Below are 18057 nucleotides of genomic sequence, written 5' to 3' on the forward strand. Positions count from 1 at the left end.
AACAGCTACACGGGCAGGCGAGCGCCGAGCAGCGCGACGCCTGGCCCAAGGGGAGGATCAACCATGGGTCGAGCGACCCGAAGAGTCGCCGCGTGCGCGGCGGCAGTTCTGCTGGCCAGCGGCCTGCAGACCACCCTGGCCTTTGGCGACACCACGCCGCCCAGGATCGACCTCACCATCCTGGTCGTCGACGACGGCGGCCCCTCGGTCGCGGCCATCACCGCCGAGCTGAAGAGCCAGGGCACGCCGTACAAGGTCATCAGCCTCAATGACCCCAACCGTCCCGTCATCAACTCCGCTTTCCTGAGTGACACGGTGAACGGTCAGCCCCGGGGGAAGTTCCAGGGCATCGTGCTGCCCAACGAAAACCCCTTCCCCAACAGTGTCGCCGAGATGACGGCCATCGCGAGCTACGAAGCCGCTTTCAACATCCGCCAGATCGACGCGTACACGTGGGCCAGTCCGGCGGTGGGGCTGAACTACGCTCAGAATCCCGGTTTCGTCGGTACTCTCGACGGATTCCAGGGCGCCACCACCTCGGCCGGAACTTCGGGATCGTTCGGGTACCTCAAGGGCAGTGTCCCGTTCGAGGACAACGACCCGAGCGTCAGTGAGAGCTACGGCTACCTGGCGACCCCGCTCGCCAACCTCCCGGCCGGCGCCTCCTTCGTCCCGCTGGTCGACGCCCCGATCCCCAGCACCACCTCGCGCGGGTCCCTGGTCGGCGAGTACACCCACGACGGCCGCAAGGAGCTGGTCGTCACCTTCGTCTACAACCAGTACCAGCAGCAGTACCGCCTGCTGGCCCGCGGCATGGTCGACTGGATCACCCAGGGCGTCCACCTCGGCTACGACCGCAACTACTTCGCGGCCCACGTGGACGACGTCTTCCTGGCCGACGACCGCTGGGACACCGTGCTGAAGTGCACCCCCGGCGACGTCACCTGCCCGCCCGGCACCCCGGACACGGCCAACCCGATCCGGATGACCCAGGCTGACGCGCAGTACCTCAAGCAGTGGCAGACCGCCAACAACTTCACCCTCGACATGGTGTTCAACGGTGGCGGCAGCGAGGACTGGAAGGCCGACCACGCGACCACCGTGGACCCGACGGCGAACCAGATGATCGCCGACCAGAACAGCTACCGCTGGGTCAACCACACGTACACCCACCCGTACCTGGGCTGCGTCCAGGACGTCTCGGTGGTGCCGTGGGTCTGCACCAAGAACGCCTCGGGCGGCACGGTCTGGGTCGACCAGAACACCATCTCCACCCAGATCAAGAACAACTTCGACTGGGCCACGGCGAACGGTCTGAAGCCCGACCCGCAGGCCCTGGTCACCGGCGAGCACTCCGGCCTGCTGACCGCCCCGCAGGAGACCAGCGACAACCCGTACCTGGCTCCGGCGCTGGCCGCGAACGGCATCAAGTTCACCGGCAGCGACGCCTCGCGCGAGCCCGCCCAGCGGGCCGTCGGCTCCTCCACGCTGACCGTGCCCCGGTACCCGATGAACGTCTTCTACAACGCCGGCACGGCGAAGGAGGAGGCCGACGAGTACAACTGGATCTACACCAGCAAGGCCAACGGCGGCAGCGGCGTCTGCGAGAACAACGCCAACTCGACCTGCCTGTCGGCGCCGCTGGACGTCAACACCGGCTACCAGTCGTACATCGTGCCGCTGGAGGCCCGGATCGACCTCGGCCACGTGCTGAACAACGACCCGCGGCCGCACTTCATCCACCAGTCGAACCTGTCCGAGGACAAGATCCTCTACCCGGTGCTGGAGAAGATCCTCGGGACCTACCGGTCGCTGTACGCCGCCAACACCCCGATCGTGAACGTCGGCGAGCGCGAGATCGGCCAGGAGTTCCAGAAGCGCGCGGCCTGGAACACGGCCCTCGCCGCCGGTCAGGTCACCGCCTACCGGGTCGGCAACACCGTCACGGTCAACGCGCCGGCCGGCGTTCAGGTCCAGGCCACCATGCCGACCGGAACCGCTCAGAAGCTGGCCATCGGATCGACCGCCTTCGGTTCGTCCTATGCCGGTACGCTCTCCGGCTGGGTGTCCCCGGGCGCCCTGCAGAGCAACATCACCCTGCAGCTTCCGTCCGCCCCGGCCGCCCCGGCGCCCGTCGCGCCGAGCGTCGCCGCCAAGTCCGTCCCGGCCCCGGCGCCGGCGGACAAGACGGTCGTCCCGCAGGGCGTCGCCACCCCGGTCCCGGTGGGCCCGAGCGACACCACCCGCAAGCCGGCCCCGTCCCTGGTGCCGGGCAGCGGGGCCCCGGTGCCCGGCAAGGGCGTGACCGCTGATAACAACGGTCACGGCGACAAGGGCCAGAACGGCCGCGGCGACAAGACCGCGGCGAAGAACGGCAAGGCCTCTGGGGGGACGGCCACGCCGATCAGCACCACCGGACGCTCCGGCAACCGGTAACCCGTACCAGCCGCTGACGGGGCCGGACCGGACAACCGGCCCGACCCCGCCACGGCGCCCGTTCCGGCCACCCAGGCCGGAACCGACGCAAGAACAGGAGGGGGGACAGGAGATGCGCGTCACCCTGCTCACCGAGGGGACGTATCCGCACCAGCACGGCGGCGTGAGTGTCTGGTGCGACCAGCTCGTTCAGGGCATGCCGGACGTCGACTTCGACGTCATCGCCGTCACCGGGACCGGCCACGAAGCACTGGCCTGGGAATTGCCCGCCAACGTCAAGTCGGTCACGACCGCTCCACTGTGGGGCCCGGCCTCCGAGGCCAGGCCGCCCCGCGGCAAGGAGATGCGGCGCTTCCTCAACGCGTACGAGCGCTTCCTGCACTCCATCCTCGATCCCGTCTACACCACGCACTTCGGCACCGAGCTGTACGGCTTCGCCGACCTCGCCCGGCGCGGGCTGCTCAGCCCGGCGCTGCGCAGCGAGCGTGCGCTCCGTACCCTCCAGCACGTGTGGACCCGGGACTACCTGCCCACCGCCGTCTCCCGGCCCACCCTGCACGACGCCCTGAACGCGACCGACCTGCTGGAGCACGCCCTGCGGCCGCTCTCGGTCGAGCCGCCGAAGGACGGCGTCGCGCACGCGGCCAGCGGCGGCCTCGCCACCCTGCCCGGGCTGATCGCCGCCCAGCAGTACGGCGTACCGTTTCTGCTCACCGAGCACGGCATCTACCTGCGCGAGCGCTACCTCGGCTACCGCACCGGCCCGTACCGCTGGCCGGTCAAGGCGCTGCTGCTCGGCTTCTACCGGATGCTCGCCGAGGAGAGCTACCGGGTGGCCGCGCTGGTCACCCCGGGCAACCGGTACAACCGTCGCTGGGAGGAGCGCGGCGGCACGCCGTCCGCGCACATCCGCACCGTCTACAACGGGGTGGACCCGGCGGCCTTCCCGCCCGCCGGCCCCGAGCCCGAGACCCCGACCCTCAGCTGGGCCGGCCGGGTCGACCCGATCAAGGACCTGGAGACGCTGATCCGGGCCTTCGCCATCGTCCACCGCGAGATCCCCGAGGCGCGGCTGCGGCTCTTCGGGGGCACGCCCAAGGGCGGCGAGGCCTACCGGGACGGCTGCATAACCCTGGCCGCCGAACTCGGCATAGCCGACTCGGTGGCCTTCGAAGGCCGCGTCGCCGACATCACCGACGCCTACGCGGCGGGCAACGTGGTCATGCTCTCCAGCATCAGCGAGGGCTTCCCGTTCACCCTGATCGAAGCGATGTCCTGCGGCCGCGCGACCGTCTCCACCGACGTCGGCGGCGTCCGCGAGGCCGTCGGCGACACCGGCCTGGTCGTCCCGCCGCGCGAGCCCGAGCCGATGGCGGCCGCCGCGATCGAGCTGCTGCGCGACGCCGAACGGCGCGCCCGGCTCGGCGAAGGAGCCCGGCTGCGGGTGATCGAACAGTTCACGCTGCGCCAGAACATCGACGGCTTCCGCGGCATCTACACCGAGCTCCTGGGCACCGCCCGCTGGATGCCCGGCGGCATGGTGGCCGTCACCGACCAGGCCCCCAGCCCCGACTGGGACGAGCATCTGGCCACCGCCCGGCCCGAACCGAGCGAGGTGGGCGCGTGAGCGAGCGGAGCGAGCGAACCATCAAGAGGTGCGCGTCCCGCGAAGCGGCCGCCGAGCGCAGCGAGGTGGGCGCATGAGCGGTCCTTTGCGTCTCGTTCCGGACGAGGGCGGTTCCGAGCGGACGATGCAGCTGCGCACGCTGCCGCTCAAGCTCCGCCGTCCCGCCCCGACCGAGCCCGAGCCCGGGCCCGAGGAGCAGCTCGGCCTCTCCGCGGACCCGCTGGACGAACTCGCCGAGCGTCTGCGGGACATCTGCGCCGACGCCGTCCACCCGTACGAGATCGCGGCCATCCTGGAGTCCGACGGCCTCTCGGACGAGCAGGCGGCCCTGCTGTACGGCCGCCCCGACGCGTTCACCGTCGCCGAGGAGCTGTTCGAGAAGGTCCCGCGCCGCTACCCCGGTCAGAGCTCCGAGTTCGCCAATCCCTGGCGGGCCGACCCCTGGCGCTGCGTCGTACGCGGCCTGGTGTTCGCCCTGCCCGGCCTCGGCTACCTGCTCGGCGCCAACCTGTTCGCGACCGCCCGGATGCGTTTCGGCCTGCCCTCGGGCATGCTCGCGCTGTCGATCGCCACGCTGGTCAGCTGGGGCTTCAACCAGGCCCTGGCGCACCGCGCGTACCGCTGGCTGGGCCGGCTGCGCCGTCGGGAGGCCGCGGTCTGCCTGACCGTCGGCGCACCGCTCGGCGCGCTGATCGCGGCCGCCGCCGCGTACGTGGTGGGCGGGCCGCTCGGGGCGCTGTGCTTCGCCGCCGGGCAGTCCTGCTACCTGGGCGCGGCCACCGTGCTGCTGGTGCTCGGCCGGGAGAAGTTCCTGCTGCTGGCGCTGGCGCCGGCTTCGGTCGGCGCGGGCGTGGTGCTGGCGGCGGACGTCCCACAGGTGGTCCGTACGGTCGTGCTGCTCGCCTCGGTGGTGCTGGCCACCGGGCTGGCCGTCCGGGAGCTGCTGGTCTGTGTCCGCGGCGGTGAACGCGAGTCCGTGTCGCTGAAGCTGCCGCTCCGCCAGGAGGTCCCGCACCTGCTGTTCGGCCTGGCCTGCGGCGCGCTCACGTTGATCGCCGGCCTGGGCACGACCATTCACCAGGCCGTGCAGACCGGCGGCCACGCCACGCAGGCGACGTCGACCACCCCGACCGGCCCGGCCATGATCGCGCTGACGCTCAGTCTCGGTCTCGCCGAGTGGCTGCTCTTCCGCTACCGGGCGATGGCGGTGGCCGCGTTGCGCATCAGCCACACGAGCGGCCAGTTCACCCGCCGCACCGGCGGGATCCTGCTCGGCTGCCTGTTCATCTACCTCACCACCGTGGCCGCGCTGGACGCCGCCGCGACCGTGCTGTGGCCCGGCGCTCCCGCGCTCGGCGTGCCGCAGCTCGGCGCGATGCTGCTCCTCGGCGGCTCGCTCTGGCTGGCGCTGCTGCTGAACGCCTTCGGGTTCAGCTGGAGCACCGCCCTCATCTGTCTGGCCGCCGCGGGTGCCGAGAGCGCCGGGTTGCTGACCGGTGTGGATCCAATCGTCCTGCAGCTGACCGGCTGCGGGGCGGCCGCCGTCCTCCTCACCGCCATCGCCGGGCCCGCGCTCGGCCGCACCACCCAGCACCGCTGAATCACCCGCACGACCCGCACCACATCCGAACCAGTTCTGATCCACATCGAATATCCCGCACGCCTCCTTCGCGTGCACCGCTGTACCCGCTTCACCTGAGACACCCACCGGGCCACCGGCGGCCGACCACCACAGAGCGTCCGGCCGCCCCGGCAGATCGAGAAAGCGAACCCCGCATGAGCAGCGTCGCGGTTACCGGAGCCGAGGGCTTCATCGGCTCCCACCTCGTCGAGACCCTGGTCGCCGACGGGCACCACGTCCGCGCGATGGTCCAGTACAACTCCTTCTCCTCCTTCGGGTGGCTGGAGACCCTGTCCGAGGAGGTGCTGGACTCGGTCGAGATCATCCTCGGCGACGTCCGGGACCCGGGCTCGGTCAACGGCCTGGTCAAGGGCACCGAGGCGGTCTACCACCTGGCCGCCCTGATCGCGATCCCGTACTCCTACCGCGCTCCCCACTCGTACGTGGACACCAACGTCACCGGCACCCTGAACGTGCTGGAGGCGGTGCGCCACCTGGAGATCCCGCGCCTGGTGCACACCTCCACGAGCGAGACCTACGGCACCGCGCAGACCGTGCCGATCACCGAGGACCACCCGATCAACACCCAGTCCCCGTACGCCGCCTCCAAGGCCGGCGGGGACCGGCTGGCGGACAGCTACCACGCCAGCTTCGAGACCCCGGTCGTCACCCTGCGCCCGTTCAACACCTTCGGCCCGCGCCAGTCGATGCGCGCCGTCATCCCGACCGTGATCGCGCAGGTCGCGGCCGGCCAGACCGAGATCACCCTGGGCGACCTGCGCCCGACCCGCGACTTCACGTTCGTCAAGGACACCGCCAACGCCTTCCGCACGGTGGGCACCGCGCCCGCCGAGACGGTGGTCGGCCGCACCTTCAACGCCGGCACCGGCGGCGAGATCTCGGTCGGCGACCTGGTCACCCTGGTCGGCAAGCTGATGGGCGTCGACCTGGTGGTGAAGGAGGACGAGCAGCGCATCCGTCCGACCAACTCCGAGGTCATGCGCCTGGTCGCGGACGCGACCCGGCTGCGCAAGGCCACCGGCTGGGCCCCGCACTTCAGCCTGGAGCAGGGCTTGGAGCAGACCATCGAGTTCTTCCGCGACCCGGCCAACCTGGCTCGCTACAAGACCGACATCTACAACGTCTGACCGCCTTCACGATCATGTTCGTCCTGGTAACCAAGGTTCGTGGCCTGCACATCCTTTCCGTGGGGGAAAAACCATGCACGCAGTGATCCTGGCCGGCGGCAAGGGCGTCCGCCTCCGCCCGTACACCACCGCGCTTCCCAAGCCGCTCGTTCCGATCGGCGACCAGCACGCGATCCTGGAGATCGTGATGCGCCAGCTCGCCGCCGCGGGCTTCAAGACCGTCACCCTGGCCATCGGCCACCTCGGCCACATCATCCGCGCCTACGTCGGCAACGGCTCCCAGTGGGGCCTGCGGGTCGGCTACGCCGTCGAGGACAGCCCGCTCGGCACCATGGGCCCGCTGCTCACCATGCAGGACCGCCTGCCCGAGCACTTCCTGGTGATGAACGGCGACATCCTCACCGACCTGGACTTCGCCGGGGTGCTCAAGCACCACGAGACGTCCGGTGCACCGCTGACCATCGCCACCTACGCCCGCCAGGTCAAGATCGACTTTGGCGTGCTGACCACCGACTCCGGCACCATCACCGGCTTCCAGGAGAAGCCCAGCATCGACTACCGCGTCTCGATGGGCGTGTACGGCGTCTCGCGCTCGGCGCTCGCCAAGTACACCCCCGGCCTGCCGCTGGGCTTCGACGAGCTGGTGCTGGACCTGCTGGCCGCCAAGACCCCGCCGGCCGCGTACGACTTCGGCGGCTACTGGCTCGACATCGGCCGCCCGGACGACTACGACCGGGCCAACGCCGAGTTCTCGACCATCCGCCCGGTCCTGATGCCCTTCGAGTCGGCCGGCGTCGTGCCGGGCGTTGCGGAGCTGCCGCTCCCGGCCGCCCGCACCGCCCCGGACGACACGTCCGACGAGCCCGCCGCCGCGGGCGCCGAGAGCGACGGACGGGCCGCGTGAGAATCCTGCTCCTCGGCGGCGACGGCTTCCTGGGCCGTCACGCCACCACCGTCCTGCGGTCGCTGCCCGGTGCCACCGTGCTGACCGCGGGCCGGCGGTCCACTCACGACCTTCGGCTGGACCTGGCCACCGCCCAGGCCGGCCCGCTCGGCGAGGAACTGGCCGCGCTGGCCCCCGACGCGGTGGTCAACTTCGCCGGCGCGGTGGCCGGCAGCGCGGTCAAGCTCGCCGAGGTGAACGCCCGCGGCCCGGCGGTGCTCTGCGAGGCGCTGCAGTTCGGCGTCCCGAAGGCCCGCCTGGTGCACATCGGTTCGGCCGGCGAGTACGGCGTCTGCGCGCAGGGCAGCTCGCTGCCCGAGGACGCCGACGCCCGCCCGGTCGGCGTGTACGGCGCGACCAAGCTGGCCGGCTCCCTCGCGGTGGCCGGCTCGCCGCTGGACGCCGTCGTGCTGCGGGTGTTCAACCCGGTCGGCCCCGGCGCACCGGCGGGCTCGCTGCCCGGCCGGCTGGCCGCCGAGCTGCGCCGGGTGGCGCCCGAGGGCACCGACGGCGTGGTCACGGTCGGCGACCTCTCCGCCTACCGCGACTTCGTCGACGCCCGGGACGTCGCCGAGGCGGTCGGCCTGGCGGTCGCGGCCGACCGTCCGCTCCCCCGGGTGCTCAACCTCGCCTCCGGGCAGGCCAAGCAGGTCCGGGCGATCGCCGACGGCCTGGTCGCCGCGGCCGGTTTCACCGGCCGGATCGACGAGAGCGGGGCCGGCTCCGAGCGTTCGGCCGCGGTCTCCTGGCAGCAGGCCGACGTCTCGGCCGCCGCCCGGGAGCTCGGCTGGCACCCGGAGACGGACCTCGCCGACACCCTGCGCGACCTGTGGCTCAGCACCGCCGAGCCCACGCCGACCCCGGTGGTCGCATGACCACCGGGCACCACCCCGACGGCCGCCTGCTGGTGCCGCTGTACGTCCACCCCGCGGTGGACCCGGCGGCCTGGCAGGCGGTCGCCGCCGCCGACCCCGACCGGATCGCCGCCGTCGTGCTCAACCTCGCCGACGGCCCGGGCGAGGTCCCGGACAACGTCTTCGCCGAGGCTGCCGAAGAACTCCGCGCGGCGGGGCTGCCGTTGGTCGGGTACACCGACACCGACTACGGCCACAGGTCCCACGCGGCCGTGGTCGCGGACATCCTGACGTACCGTCAGCGACATGGCATCACCGGCGTCTACCTCGACCAGGTGACCACCCACCCGGGCGCGTTGGCGCACTACCGGCGGCTGGCCACGGCGGCCCGCGCGGCCGGCTGCGGCACCGTGATCTTCGGCCACGGCGAGCACCCCGACCCGGGCTACGCCGAGGTCGGCCTGGCCGACCTGCTGGTCACCTTCGAGGGGGACTGGGACACCTACCGCGCGATGACGCAACCGCTGTGGACCGGCCGGCACGCGGCCTCCCGCTTCTGCCACCTGGTCTACGACGTCCCGTCCGAGCACGCCCAGGACGCCACCGCCCTGATCGCCGCCCGCCGGGCCGGTGTCGGCTGCGCCGTCCCCGGCGCCGGGGAGAACCCCTGGCGCACTCTGCCGTACGGTCTGACCGCTGCTGAACTGACCTGACTCGATCCGGAGTTCGACTACCGTGAACCGCCGCACCCGGCTCCTGCCGGCCGCCCTGGCCCTCGCCACCGCCACCGCCCTGCTGGCCACCTCGTGCAGCAGCTCCGGCTCGGAGGACGACGGCGACTCGGCCGACGGCTCCCCGAGCACCCCGCCCGCGGCCACCGCCCCGAGCACCCCCGGCACCACCGACCCGGGCACCCCCGACGGCACGCCCACCCCCGGCACGCCCAGCGACCCCGCCACGAGCGCGGCCCCGGGCACGCCGAGCGGCAGCACTCCCCCGGGCACCACGCCGCCCGGCACCACCGCCCCGCCGCCGACCGGCGCCCGCTGGCAGCCCACCCCGGGCCTGGCCTGGCAGTGGCAGCTCGGCGGCGGCACCGTGGACCAGTCGGTGGACGTCCCGGTCTACGACATCGACGGCTTCGAGAACGACGCCTCGGTGGTGGCCGCGCTGCACGCCAAGGGCCGCAAGGTGATCTGCTACCTCAACGCCGGCTCCTGGGAGAACTTCCGCCCGGACGCCACCGCCTTCGCCAAGGCCCTCCAGGGCTCGGACACCGGCTGGAAGGGCGAGAAGTGGTTCGACATCCGCAAGCTCGACCAGCTGAAGCCGCTGATGGCCGCCCGCTTCGACATGTGCAAGAGCAAGGGCTTCGACGCCATCGAGCCGGACACCATCGAGGCCTACAACCAGAACAGCGGCTTCCCGCTGACGCCCGACGACCAGCTCAAGTACAACCGGATGCTGGCCCGGCTCGCGCACGAACGCGGCCTGGCCATCGGCCTGAAGAACGACCTGGACCAGATCCCCGCGCTGCTGCCGGACTTCGACTTCGCGGTCAACGAGGAGTGCTCGCAGTTCGACGAGTGCGACCGCGTCGCACCCTTCGTCAAGGCGGGCAAGGCGGTCTTCCATGTCGAGTACAAGCTCGACACGGACCAGTTCTGCGCCAAGGCCAAGTCGCTGGGCTTCAGTTCGATGCAGAAGAAGCTCGAGCTGAACGCCTGGCGCAAGCCCTGCTGAGGTGTTCCACTCCCGTCGCGCGGGTGACCCGGACGAGGGTCACCCGCGCGAGGGTCACTTGACCGCCAGCCAGATGACGGTGCCCAGCACGGCCAGCACGACGACGGCGACCAGCGCGATCACGCCGGTACGGTTGCCGCCGCCGCTGGTGCTGCGGCCGTAGGTGGAAACGTTGCCCGGCTCCTGGCGTGCCGGGGTCTCGTCGACGAACGCCCGGAACATCTGGGTGCTGCCGGCGGGGTCGTAGTCGTTGTCAGCCATGGCAGGGACTCTAACGAATCGGCCCACCTCAGGCACAGCCCGGACCCCCTTCCCGGCCGGCGCACCACCCCGGCGTGCGACGGTGGTACGACAGGCTCGTGAACACCACCCGGCGCATGGAATGCCCCACTGCGGAATCGGGTTGACTGCGATCATGACCGGAAACCACAGCCGGGTGAGCCTCGGCACCTCCGACCTGTCCGTCTTCCCGCTCTCCCTCGGCGGGAACGTCTTCGGCTGGACGGCCGACGAGCAGCAGTCCTTCGCGGTCCTGGACGCCTACGCGGCCGCCGGCGGCAACTTCGTCGACACCGCCGACGTCTACTCGGCCTGGGCCCCGGGCAACACCGGCGGCGAGTCCGAGACCGTCCTCGGCAACTGGCTGCGCAGCCGCGGCAACCGCGACGGCGTGGTGATCGCCACCAAGGTCGGCATGCACCCCGAGGCGCGCGGCCTCGGCGCCGCCAACATCAAGGCCTCGGCCGAGGCGTCGCTGCGCCGCCTGGGCGTCGAGCGGATCGACCTGTACTACACCCACCGGGACGACGACACCCCGGTCGAGGAGTTCGTCGCCGCCCTGGACGAGCTGGTCCGCGAGGGCAAGGTCCGCGCGGTCGCCGCCTCCAACATCGGCGCCGAGCGGCTGTCCGAGGCGCTGGCCTTCGCCGAGCGCGAGGGACTGGCGAAGTACGTCGCCGTCCAGCCGCACTACAACCTGGTCTCGCGCGACACCTTCGAGGGCCCGCTGGCCGACGTGGTCGCCGAGCACGGTCTGGCCACCGTCCCGTACTACGCGCTCGCCTCGGGCTTCCTGACCGGCAAGTACCGCCCGGGCGGCGCGGGCGTGGACAGCGCCCGCGCCGAGGGCGCCGCCCGCTACCTCGACGAGCCGCGCGGACCCAAGGTGCTGGAGGCGCTGGACACCGTCGCCGCCGAGCAAGAGGTCGAGCTCGCAGCCGTCGCCCTGGCCTGGCTCACCGCCCGTCCGACGGTCGCCGCCCCGATCGCCAGCGCCCGCACCGTCGAGCAGCTCCCGCCGCTGCTGGCCGGCGCCACGCTGAAGCTCACCCCGGAGCAGACCGCCCTGCTGGACGCCGCCTCCCTCGCCTGAGCACCGACCCGCGCACGCCACCGGGCCCCCGACAGCATCGCGCTGTCGGGGGCCCGGTGGCGTCTCCCGGCGCTACGGCCGCCCGAAGTGGGTCGGGTAGTAGCCCGAGTTGAGGGTCGAGACCCGGACGGTCCTGCCCGGCCGGGGCGCCTCGACGAACGTGCCGCCGCCCAGGTATATCCCCACGTGGTGGATCCCCGAGGCGCGGCCGCTGTCCGACCAGAACACCAGGTCGCCGCGGCGCAGCTGCCCCGCGCTGATCGGCGTGGTCGCCGCGTACTGGTCGTCGGCCACCCGCGGCAGGCTTATCCCCGCCCGCCGGTAGGCCTGCTGCACCAGTCCCGAGCAGTCGTAGCCGGACGGGCCGTTGCCGCCCCAGACGTACGGCTTGCCCAGCTGGGCGAGCGCGTAGTCGACGGCGGTCTCCTCGCTCTCGGAGGCCGGCGCGGTGTCCGCGGACGGACGGCTCACGGGCGGGGCGGGCGCCGGGGCCGAACCGCCGCCGGACTGACCGGTGCGGTTCAGGTAGACGTCGTAGTGGCTGGTCCAGCGCCACTCGCCGCTGCCGTTCTTGAACCAGTACTTCGACCCGTCCCAGCCCTGGCGCAGGCCGTAGGAGGAGGCCGAACCGTTGGAGACGGCCTTGGCGCCCGAGGCGGTGGACCCGCCGGACCCACCGGACCCACCGGAGCCGCTCGAGCCGGTGGACCGGCCGGTGCGGCTCGCGTAGACGTCGTAGTGTCCGGTCCACCGCCACTCGCCCGCACTGTTCTTGAACCAGTACTTCGACCCGTCCCAGCCCTGCTTCCCGGCCGCGGCGTGCGCGGACCCGGCACCGGCCGTCAGGCCGACCACGCCGGCGCCCGCCAGCACGGTGGTGGCCAGACAGGTGCTCCGCACGGCGCGGTGTATTCGGCTGCCGCCGGCCGCCGCGGCGCCGTGGGCGGTGCGCGGCCGGGGGGCGCAGTTCGGGCAGCCGCAGCCGGCGATCGCGGGGATGCTGCCGAGACGCTCCTCGAAGCCGATCAGGCCGGGATCCTCGTCGAGGCCGACCGAGCCGACCGTGACGGCGGGTTCGGCGTACGCGCCGGTGGCTATCCTCATGCGGGTCGTCCTTCCTTCCGCCCGGCACGGGCGGCCGGGGACGGTACCGAGGCGGCCACTCCGGCCGGGGCGACGAAGGCGACCAGCAGCTGCTCCATCAGCGCGCTGCGGGCGGCCTCGTCCAGTTCGTGCGCGGTGACGCGCTCCAGGCGCCGGACGGCGAGCGCCGCCGCCTCCACCGCGTCGTCCACCAGCACCGTCCGCAGGCCCGCGTCCAGGTCGGCCAGCCGGCGGCGGCGCATCGACTCGGCGACCTCCGGCGCGTATTCCAGCGCCAGCGGCTGCACCGAGTACACCTCCAGGCCCGCGGGGGCGGCCTCGGCGGCCAGCGACCTGGTCAGCTCGTCGGCGAACCACTGCCCGTCGCGCAGCGCGGGCCCGGGCGCCGCGTTGCTGTCACAGGGCAGCATGGACGCGGTACGGGTGAGCACCGCCTGGATCTGCTCGCGCAGGTAGCCCTCGTGGTCCTCGATCGCCAGCAGCGCCCGCGCGGTGTCCTTGACCCGCCAGACGATCAGCAGCCGGACCACGATCGGCGTGCCGGTCCGGTCGACCGCCTTCACCGGCTCACTGCGCCAGTGCCGCAGCCTCACGTCCATCCGACGGCGGCGCAGCAGCGGGTTGACCCACACCAGACCGGTCCGGCGGACGGTGCCCCGGTAGCGGCCCCAGCGGGTCAGTACCCGGGTCTCGCCGCCCGCGTTGGCCAGCAGCCCGGCGAGCGCGACCACCACCAGCAGGCCGACCGCGCTGACCTCGGCGATCGACGTGGCGTCCACGTCCGCCCGCCCGCTCGCCCGCGCAGCGGCGCCGCGCAGGTCGGGCAGCACGTCCCAGTGCGGGACGACGCCGGTGCGCAGCAGGAGGAACAGCATGCCGGCCAGCCCGAGCAGCACCACCAGCAGGGCGATCCAGCCGGGCAGCGTGGTGGCGCCGTGCTCGCGCACTGCCTGGTCGGCGCGCGGCGGGCGCCGGGAGGCGGTGGCGGCGCCGACCGCGGTGGCGTCCGGCAGCTCGACGGTCTCCGGGGCTGCCGTCTCCAGCGGATCCCGCAGGTCCGCCGGGTCGGCGGACGACGGCGCGGGGACGACGGCCATCAGCGTGGTCGCCGGGCCGCCGTCGGCCGGGCCGACCGGTTCGGCGGCCTTGGCCATCGTGACCGCCGTGACTCTGGCCAGCGGACTGGCGCCGGAGGCGGAACGTTCCGGCAGCACCGGCGGGAGCTTTTGGGGCAGGTTGTCGGGTCGCTGCGAAGAATCGCGGGTGACGTCCATGCACGGGTCCTCTGGGGTCGGTGTGTCGCGCAACGGGCGGCCCGGATCTGACGGGCAGTGCCAGGGTCAGGCTAAGTTCATACGTCATCAAATGCGACATTTGAGTCGAGGTGTGTCGACATTTACTGACGAATCATCCAAAGCCGACCTGACGCGCAGGCACATGAACGGATGGTCGGGACAGTTCGGCGCAGGTCAGCGCCGTCGAGCACCAGGACCGCGGGCGAACACCCGACGGGTGATCAGCCCGATCCCGGTGAGCACCAGCAGGATCCCGGCGAGCCCACCGCGCCAGCCGGAATCCCCGGACCGGCCCACCACGCTCTGCGGACCCTCCGGCAGGGGCAGCGGCAGGGCCGCGGCCTCGGCGGAGTCCGCGGTTTCAGCGGCGGCTTCGGCCGGTCCGGTCGGCGACGGCCGGCTCATCACGGCGACGACGGCCGCCCGGGACGAACTGACGGCAGAGGTCGGACCCGGGGTCGGAGAGGCAGTCGCGGCGCTCGCAGCGGTCGGGACGGGGGACACCGACGGAACCACCGGCGCAACGGGTGCCCCCGGCGCAACGGACGGGCTCGGAGGCGGAGCCGGCCTCGGCGAAGACACCGTCGAACCCACCGCACTCGGACTCGGCTTCGCGGTGCCCGACGAAACCGCCGACGGGCCGGACACCACCGGGCTCGCCGCAGCCGACGGGGCGACCACCGGCGGCGCCGGGATCGGCAGCACCCCCGGCGGGCCCGGCACCGGCACCTCGGGCGCCACCGCAACGGACGGGCTCGGACTCGCCGCGGCCGAAACCGCAGCCGAAGCCGAAGCCACGGTCGTGCTCGACGCGACCGGCGCCGACGCCGTCGGGCCGGGGGTCATCGGACCCGGCACCGACGGGCTGGGCGAGCCCGACACCGCCGCAGCAGTGACCCGCACGCGCACCGGGTCCGCCGAGGTCCCGTTCCCCGCCAGGTCCGTGGCCGTGACGGTCAGCCATTGCTCGCCGTCCGTCAGGTCCCGGTTGGCGGTGCAGGTCCAGCTGCCGTCGATGGCCGCCGTCGCCCCGCAGAGCACGGTCCGCTGGTCCGAGCTCGCGCTCGACCCGGCCGTGACCAGCACGTTCGAGCCCGGTTCGGCCCGTCCGGCGAGCGTGGGGCGGCTGACCCGCAGGGTCGCTCCCGGGGCCGGCGCGTTGAGCACCGGCCGGTCCGGCGGAACGGTGTCGACCACCAGCGTGGCCGGCTGCCCGGCCGTCCGGTTCCCCGCCGCGTCGACCGCGACCGGGGTGAGCTGGTGCTTTCCCTCCGTCAGGTCCTCGACCGGCAGGCAGGACCACTGGCCGTCCCTCCGCACCGCCGTGCTGCACAGCTCGCCACCCGTAGGGCGGTCGGTCACCGAGACGGTGCTGCCCGCGTCGCCGGTGCCGGTGACCGGCAGCCCGGGGTCGTTGGTGTAGGCCGGGAGCGTGAGTGCGGGGGCGGTCGGCGGCGCGGTCTTCACGGTGACCTTGACCGGCTCGCCGCGCAGCACCACGCCGCCGCTGGTGGTCTCGACCGGGGTGAGGCTGTGCGGGCCGGCGGGCAGCGCCGCGGCGGGGCGACAGGACCAGTCGCCGCCACGCCCGACCTTGGCCTTGCAGAGCGCGGCGTCGCCCTCCCGGATCTCGACCGTGGCGCCGGCCACCGCGCCCTCGCCGCTGACCTCCGGGCGGGCGTCGGCGAGGACGGTGCCGTCGACGGGTTCGGCGATCTCCGGCCGGGCGGCTCCGACGGTCAGCTTGATCCGCTGGTCGGAGACCTGCCCGGAGTCGGCGAACCCGCCGGAGGGGACGAGTTGGCTGGTGTCGCGGCCGATCCGCAGCCGGGCCCAGGTCTCGCCGGAGGCGGCGCCGGGTGGGACGGTCCATTCCAGGGTCGCGGTGTCGGCGCCGGGCAGGACCTCGGTCTGCACCCGCCCGGCGGGCTCGAACCGTCCGGTGTGCCCGAAGTCGATCCAGCCGGCCAGGGTGGCGGGCTGGTCGCCGACCGCGACCGGGACGGTCAGCCGGTAGTAGCGGCCGATCGCTGCCTCGTCGGGGAAGCTGATCGACGGGTCGGCGCCCCGGTACTCGCCGCGGCCGGGCTGGAGCTTGGGCGGCGGCGGGCCGGCGAAGGGGCTTCGCAGGGAGGCGCCGTGGTCGAGCCGGACCAACGGCTCGTCGTCCGCGGCCTCGGCGGAGCGGTTCCGGGCGCGCAGCGACGGGTTGGCGGCGTCGGCGCCGAGGAAGAGGTCGGAGACCACGTGCGAGGCGTTGCCGTAGGCCTGCGGCGCGGTGCCGAGGTCCTCGTCGACGGTGACGGTGTAGGCCTGGCGCAGGACGGGCGGGGCGGTGGTGCTGCCGGCCCGGGCGGTGGAGCGCTGCTCGACCCGGAACAGTGCGGTGCGGAAGGTCCCGGCGAGCTCCAGCGAGCCCTCGGCGGCGGAGCCGGGCGTGCCGTCGGAGGCGCCGTCGCGGCCCGCGGGAGCGAGGGTGGTGCCGTCGACCGTCCAGCCGGGCCAGTCGGTGCGGCTGACCAGGGTGGGGGCGGTGGGCGAGCCGCCGGTGAGGGTCAGCCGGGTCGCGGCGCTGGTGGTGGTGCCGGATTTCCCGGTGGCGACGGCGGCGAGCCCGCTGAGGTGCAGCCGGGGATTGCGGACGGGCCGGGAGAAAGTCAGCCGGAGCGTTCCCGCCGTGCTCCAGGAACCGTCCGTCTGCGGACCGCTGGGGGTGAGTTCGAAGGTCTGCGTGGGGCTTCCGGGGTGCATTCCGTCCGCATAACGGGCGACGGAATGCCCCCCGGCGGATCGGTCCGCCAATTCTCCCGATCCGGCCGTGACCGCCACCCCGGGAGAGGCATCGAAATCGATCCGGACGGAAAGTCCGGAGGGCAGCACCGCCCGGTGTTCCCCCGACCAGGAGTCAGGGGACTGCTGGGCCACCGAGAGCGGAGCGTTCCAGCCGGTCAGCAGTCCGGCCGTGAGGACGGCCAGGGCGGCAGCGGTGCGGGGGAACTGTCGGCTCATCCGGCTCTCCTTCGCGGTCGGCTGCCGAGGACGGGCAGTCTGGGCACAAGATCCGACAAAAAGGAATCACGGACCCCGGACCGGTCATCCTGCGACACCTGCGCTTTCGACCGTGTCCCACCCGTTTGGCGGCCGTCCGGGCGGCCGGACGGGACCTGCCCGAAACCGCCGCATTCCATCCGGTAAGCGGTAATCGGCACACCCGGACGGACGTAGGCACGGGAAATCCCGGCTAATTCAGCGGACCCCAGCGGCCGGGACCTGACCATTCATCGGAGAAGTCCGTCCGACCGGCCCGCCCGCCGGGCGGAGTCTGGCCGGGCACGCCCCCGTCGGCGCGGCGAGCGGGCCGGGGGCCGGGAAACGAGAGAAGCCCCCGGCCGGTGGCCGGGGGCTTCTCGCTGGTGCGCTCAGCAGGATTCGAACCTGCAACCTCTTGATCCGTAGTCAAGTGCTCTATCCGTTGAGCTATGAGCGCAAGGACCGGGCGAACCCGATCTTGCGGAGTTTGGTGCGCTCAGCAGGATTCGAACCTGCAACCTCTTGATCCGTAGTCAAGTGCTCTATCCGTTGAGCTATGAGCGCTCGCCCTGGTGAACGTTGCCTCCGGGGCGTTGCGGGGACAACATTACATGACCTGCGACGTGGGGCGAAATCGATTGGCCCGGGGCCCGCTCCCGGCCTGCTCTGGGCCCGCACCGGGGCGGGCCGGGGACCGGCACGGACCCGGCCCGACCTGCCCCGGGAACGCGAAGAGCCCCCGCCGACGAGATCGTCGACGGGGGCTCCCGACTGGCGGAGGCTGAGGGATTTGAACCCTCGATCAGGAATAACCCCGAAACCGCATTAGCAGTGCGGCGCCATAGACCGGACTAGGCGAAGCCTCCCCACATGGAGCACACCCG

General features: G+C 72.7%; 12 protein-coding genes, 3 tRNA genes and 1 pseudogene. 9 read left to right on the forward strand and 7 right to left on the reverse strand.

Features of this window, described 5'->3' with window-relative positions; genetic code table 11:
• The first annotated feature begins 63 nt into the window (after positions 1-63).
• The 8 genes and pseudogenes from ACIBEC_RS13195 to ACIBEC_RS13230 all read left to right on the forward strand — a co-directional run bounded on the left by ACIBEC_RS13195 (position 64) and on the right by ACIBEC_RS13230 (position 10372).
• Positions 64-2436, forward strand: coding sequence for a hypothetical protein (locus ACIBEC_RS13195; RefSeq protein ID WP_360496475.1), 2373 nt, complete (start codon positions 64-66; stop codon positions 2434-2436).
• A gap of 112 nt (positions 2437-2548) precedes the next feature.
• Entirely contained in the window at positions 2549-4063 is a 1515-nt protein-coding gene (pelF, locus tag ACIBEC_RS13200; RefSeq protein WP_360496478.1) for a GT4 family glycosyltransferase PelF, read from the forward strand.
• Positions 4064-4136: 73 nt separating this feature from the next.
• Positions 4137-5663, forward strand: coding sequence for a hypothetical protein (locus ACIBEC_RS13205; protein WP_360496481.1), 1527 nt, complete (start codon positions 4137-4139; stop codon positions 5661-5663).
• 176 nt (positions 5664-5839) lie between these two features.
• Positions 5840-6832: an SDR family NAD(P)-dependent oxidoreductase gene (locus tag ACIBEC_RS13210; protein WP_360496484.1), complete on the forward strand. Its 993-nt coding sequence runs from the start codon at positions 5840-5842 to the stop codon at positions 6830-6832.
• Positions 6833-6905: 73 nt separating this feature from the next.
• Positions 6906-7607: pseudogene (locus tag ACIBEC_RS13215) on the forward strand (NDP-sugar synthase); the annotation flags it as partial.
• 125 nt (positions 7608-7732) lie between these two features.
• Positions 7733-8650, forward strand: coding sequence for an NAD(P)-dependent oxidoreductase (locus ACIBEC_RS13220; protein ID WP_360496487.1), 918 nt, complete (start codon positions 7733-7735; stop codon positions 8648-8650).
• Complete coding sequence (locus ACIBEC_RS13225; protein ID WP_360496490.1) at positions 8647-9342, forward strand: spherulation-specific family 4 protein; 696 nt, start codon at positions 8647-8649, stop codon at positions 9340-9342. Before ACIBEC_RS13220 ends, ACIBEC_RS13225 begins: the two co-directional genes overlap by 4 nt.
• Before the next feature lie 22 nt (positions 9343-9364).
• Complete coding sequence (locus ACIBEC_RS13230) at positions 9365-10372, forward strand: endo alpha-1,4 polygalactosaminidase (RefSeq protein WP_360496493.1); 1008 nt, start codon at positions 9365-9367, stop codon at positions 10370-10372.
• Between the two features lie 54 nt (positions 10373-10426).
• Here the strand turns inward: ACIBEC_RS13230 and ACIBEC_RS13235 are convergent, their stop codons facing one another.
• A complete protein-coding gene (locus tag ACIBEC_RS13235) occupies positions 10427-10633 on the reverse strand; it encodes a hypothetical protein (RefSeq protein ID WP_360496496.1) in 207 nt (68 codons plus the stop codon).
• 154 nt (positions 10634-10787) lie between these two features.
• Here ACIBEC_RS13235 and ACIBEC_RS13240 point away from each other — a divergent pair, with 154 nt between their 5' ends.
• Complete coding sequence (locus ACIBEC_RS13240; RefSeq protein WP_360496499.1) at positions 10788-11744, forward strand: aldo/keto reductase; 957 nt, start codon at positions 10788-10790, stop codon at positions 11742-11744.
• A gap of 72 nt (positions 11745-11816) precedes the next feature.
• Here ACIBEC_RS13240 and ACIBEC_RS13245 read toward each other — a convergent pair whose 3' ends face one another.
• From ACIBEC_RS13245 to ACIBEC_RS13270, 6 genes are all read right to left on the reverse strand, one after another.
• Positions 11817-12848 carry a C40 family peptidase gene (locus tag ACIBEC_RS13245; RefSeq protein ID WP_360496502.1) on the reverse strand — a complete coding sequence of 344 codons (1032 nt, stop codon included), beginning with the start codon at positions 12846-12848 and terminating at the stop codon, positions 11817-11819.
• Positions 12845-14122 (reverse strand): SPFH domain-containing protein, encoded by a 1278-nt coding sequence (locus tag ACIBEC_RS13250; protein ID WP_360496505.1) that lies wholly within the window; start codon positions 14120-14122, stop codon positions 12845-12847. Before ACIBEC_RS13250 ends, ACIBEC_RS13245 begins: the two co-directional genes overlap by 4 nt.
• A gap of 195 nt (positions 14123-14317) precedes the next feature.
• The gene (locus ACIBEC_RS13255) at positions 14318-17152 is read right to left on the reverse strand and encodes an Ig-like domain-containing protein (RefSeq protein ID WP_360496508.1); all 2835 of its coding nucleotides are present in this window, start codon (positions 17150-17152) and stop codon (positions 14318-14320) included.
• Positions 17153-17554: 402 nt separating this feature from the next.
• A tRNA-Arg gene (locus tag ACIBEC_RS13260) sits at positions 17555-17630 on the reverse strand.
• A gap of 31 nt (positions 17631-17661) precedes the next feature.
• Positions 17662-17737 (reverse strand) — tRNA-Arg (locus ACIBEC_RS13265).
• 208 nt (positions 17738-17945) lie between these two features.
• Positions 17946-18039, reverse strand: a tRNA-Ser gene (locus ACIBEC_RS13270).
• Positions 18040-18057 lie beyond the last annotated feature (18 nt).

The organism is Kitasatospora sp. NPDC051164 (assembly GCF_044455625.1).
Classification (GTDB): Bacteria; Actinomycetota; Actinomycetes; order Streptomycetales; family Streptomycetaceae; genus Kitasatospora.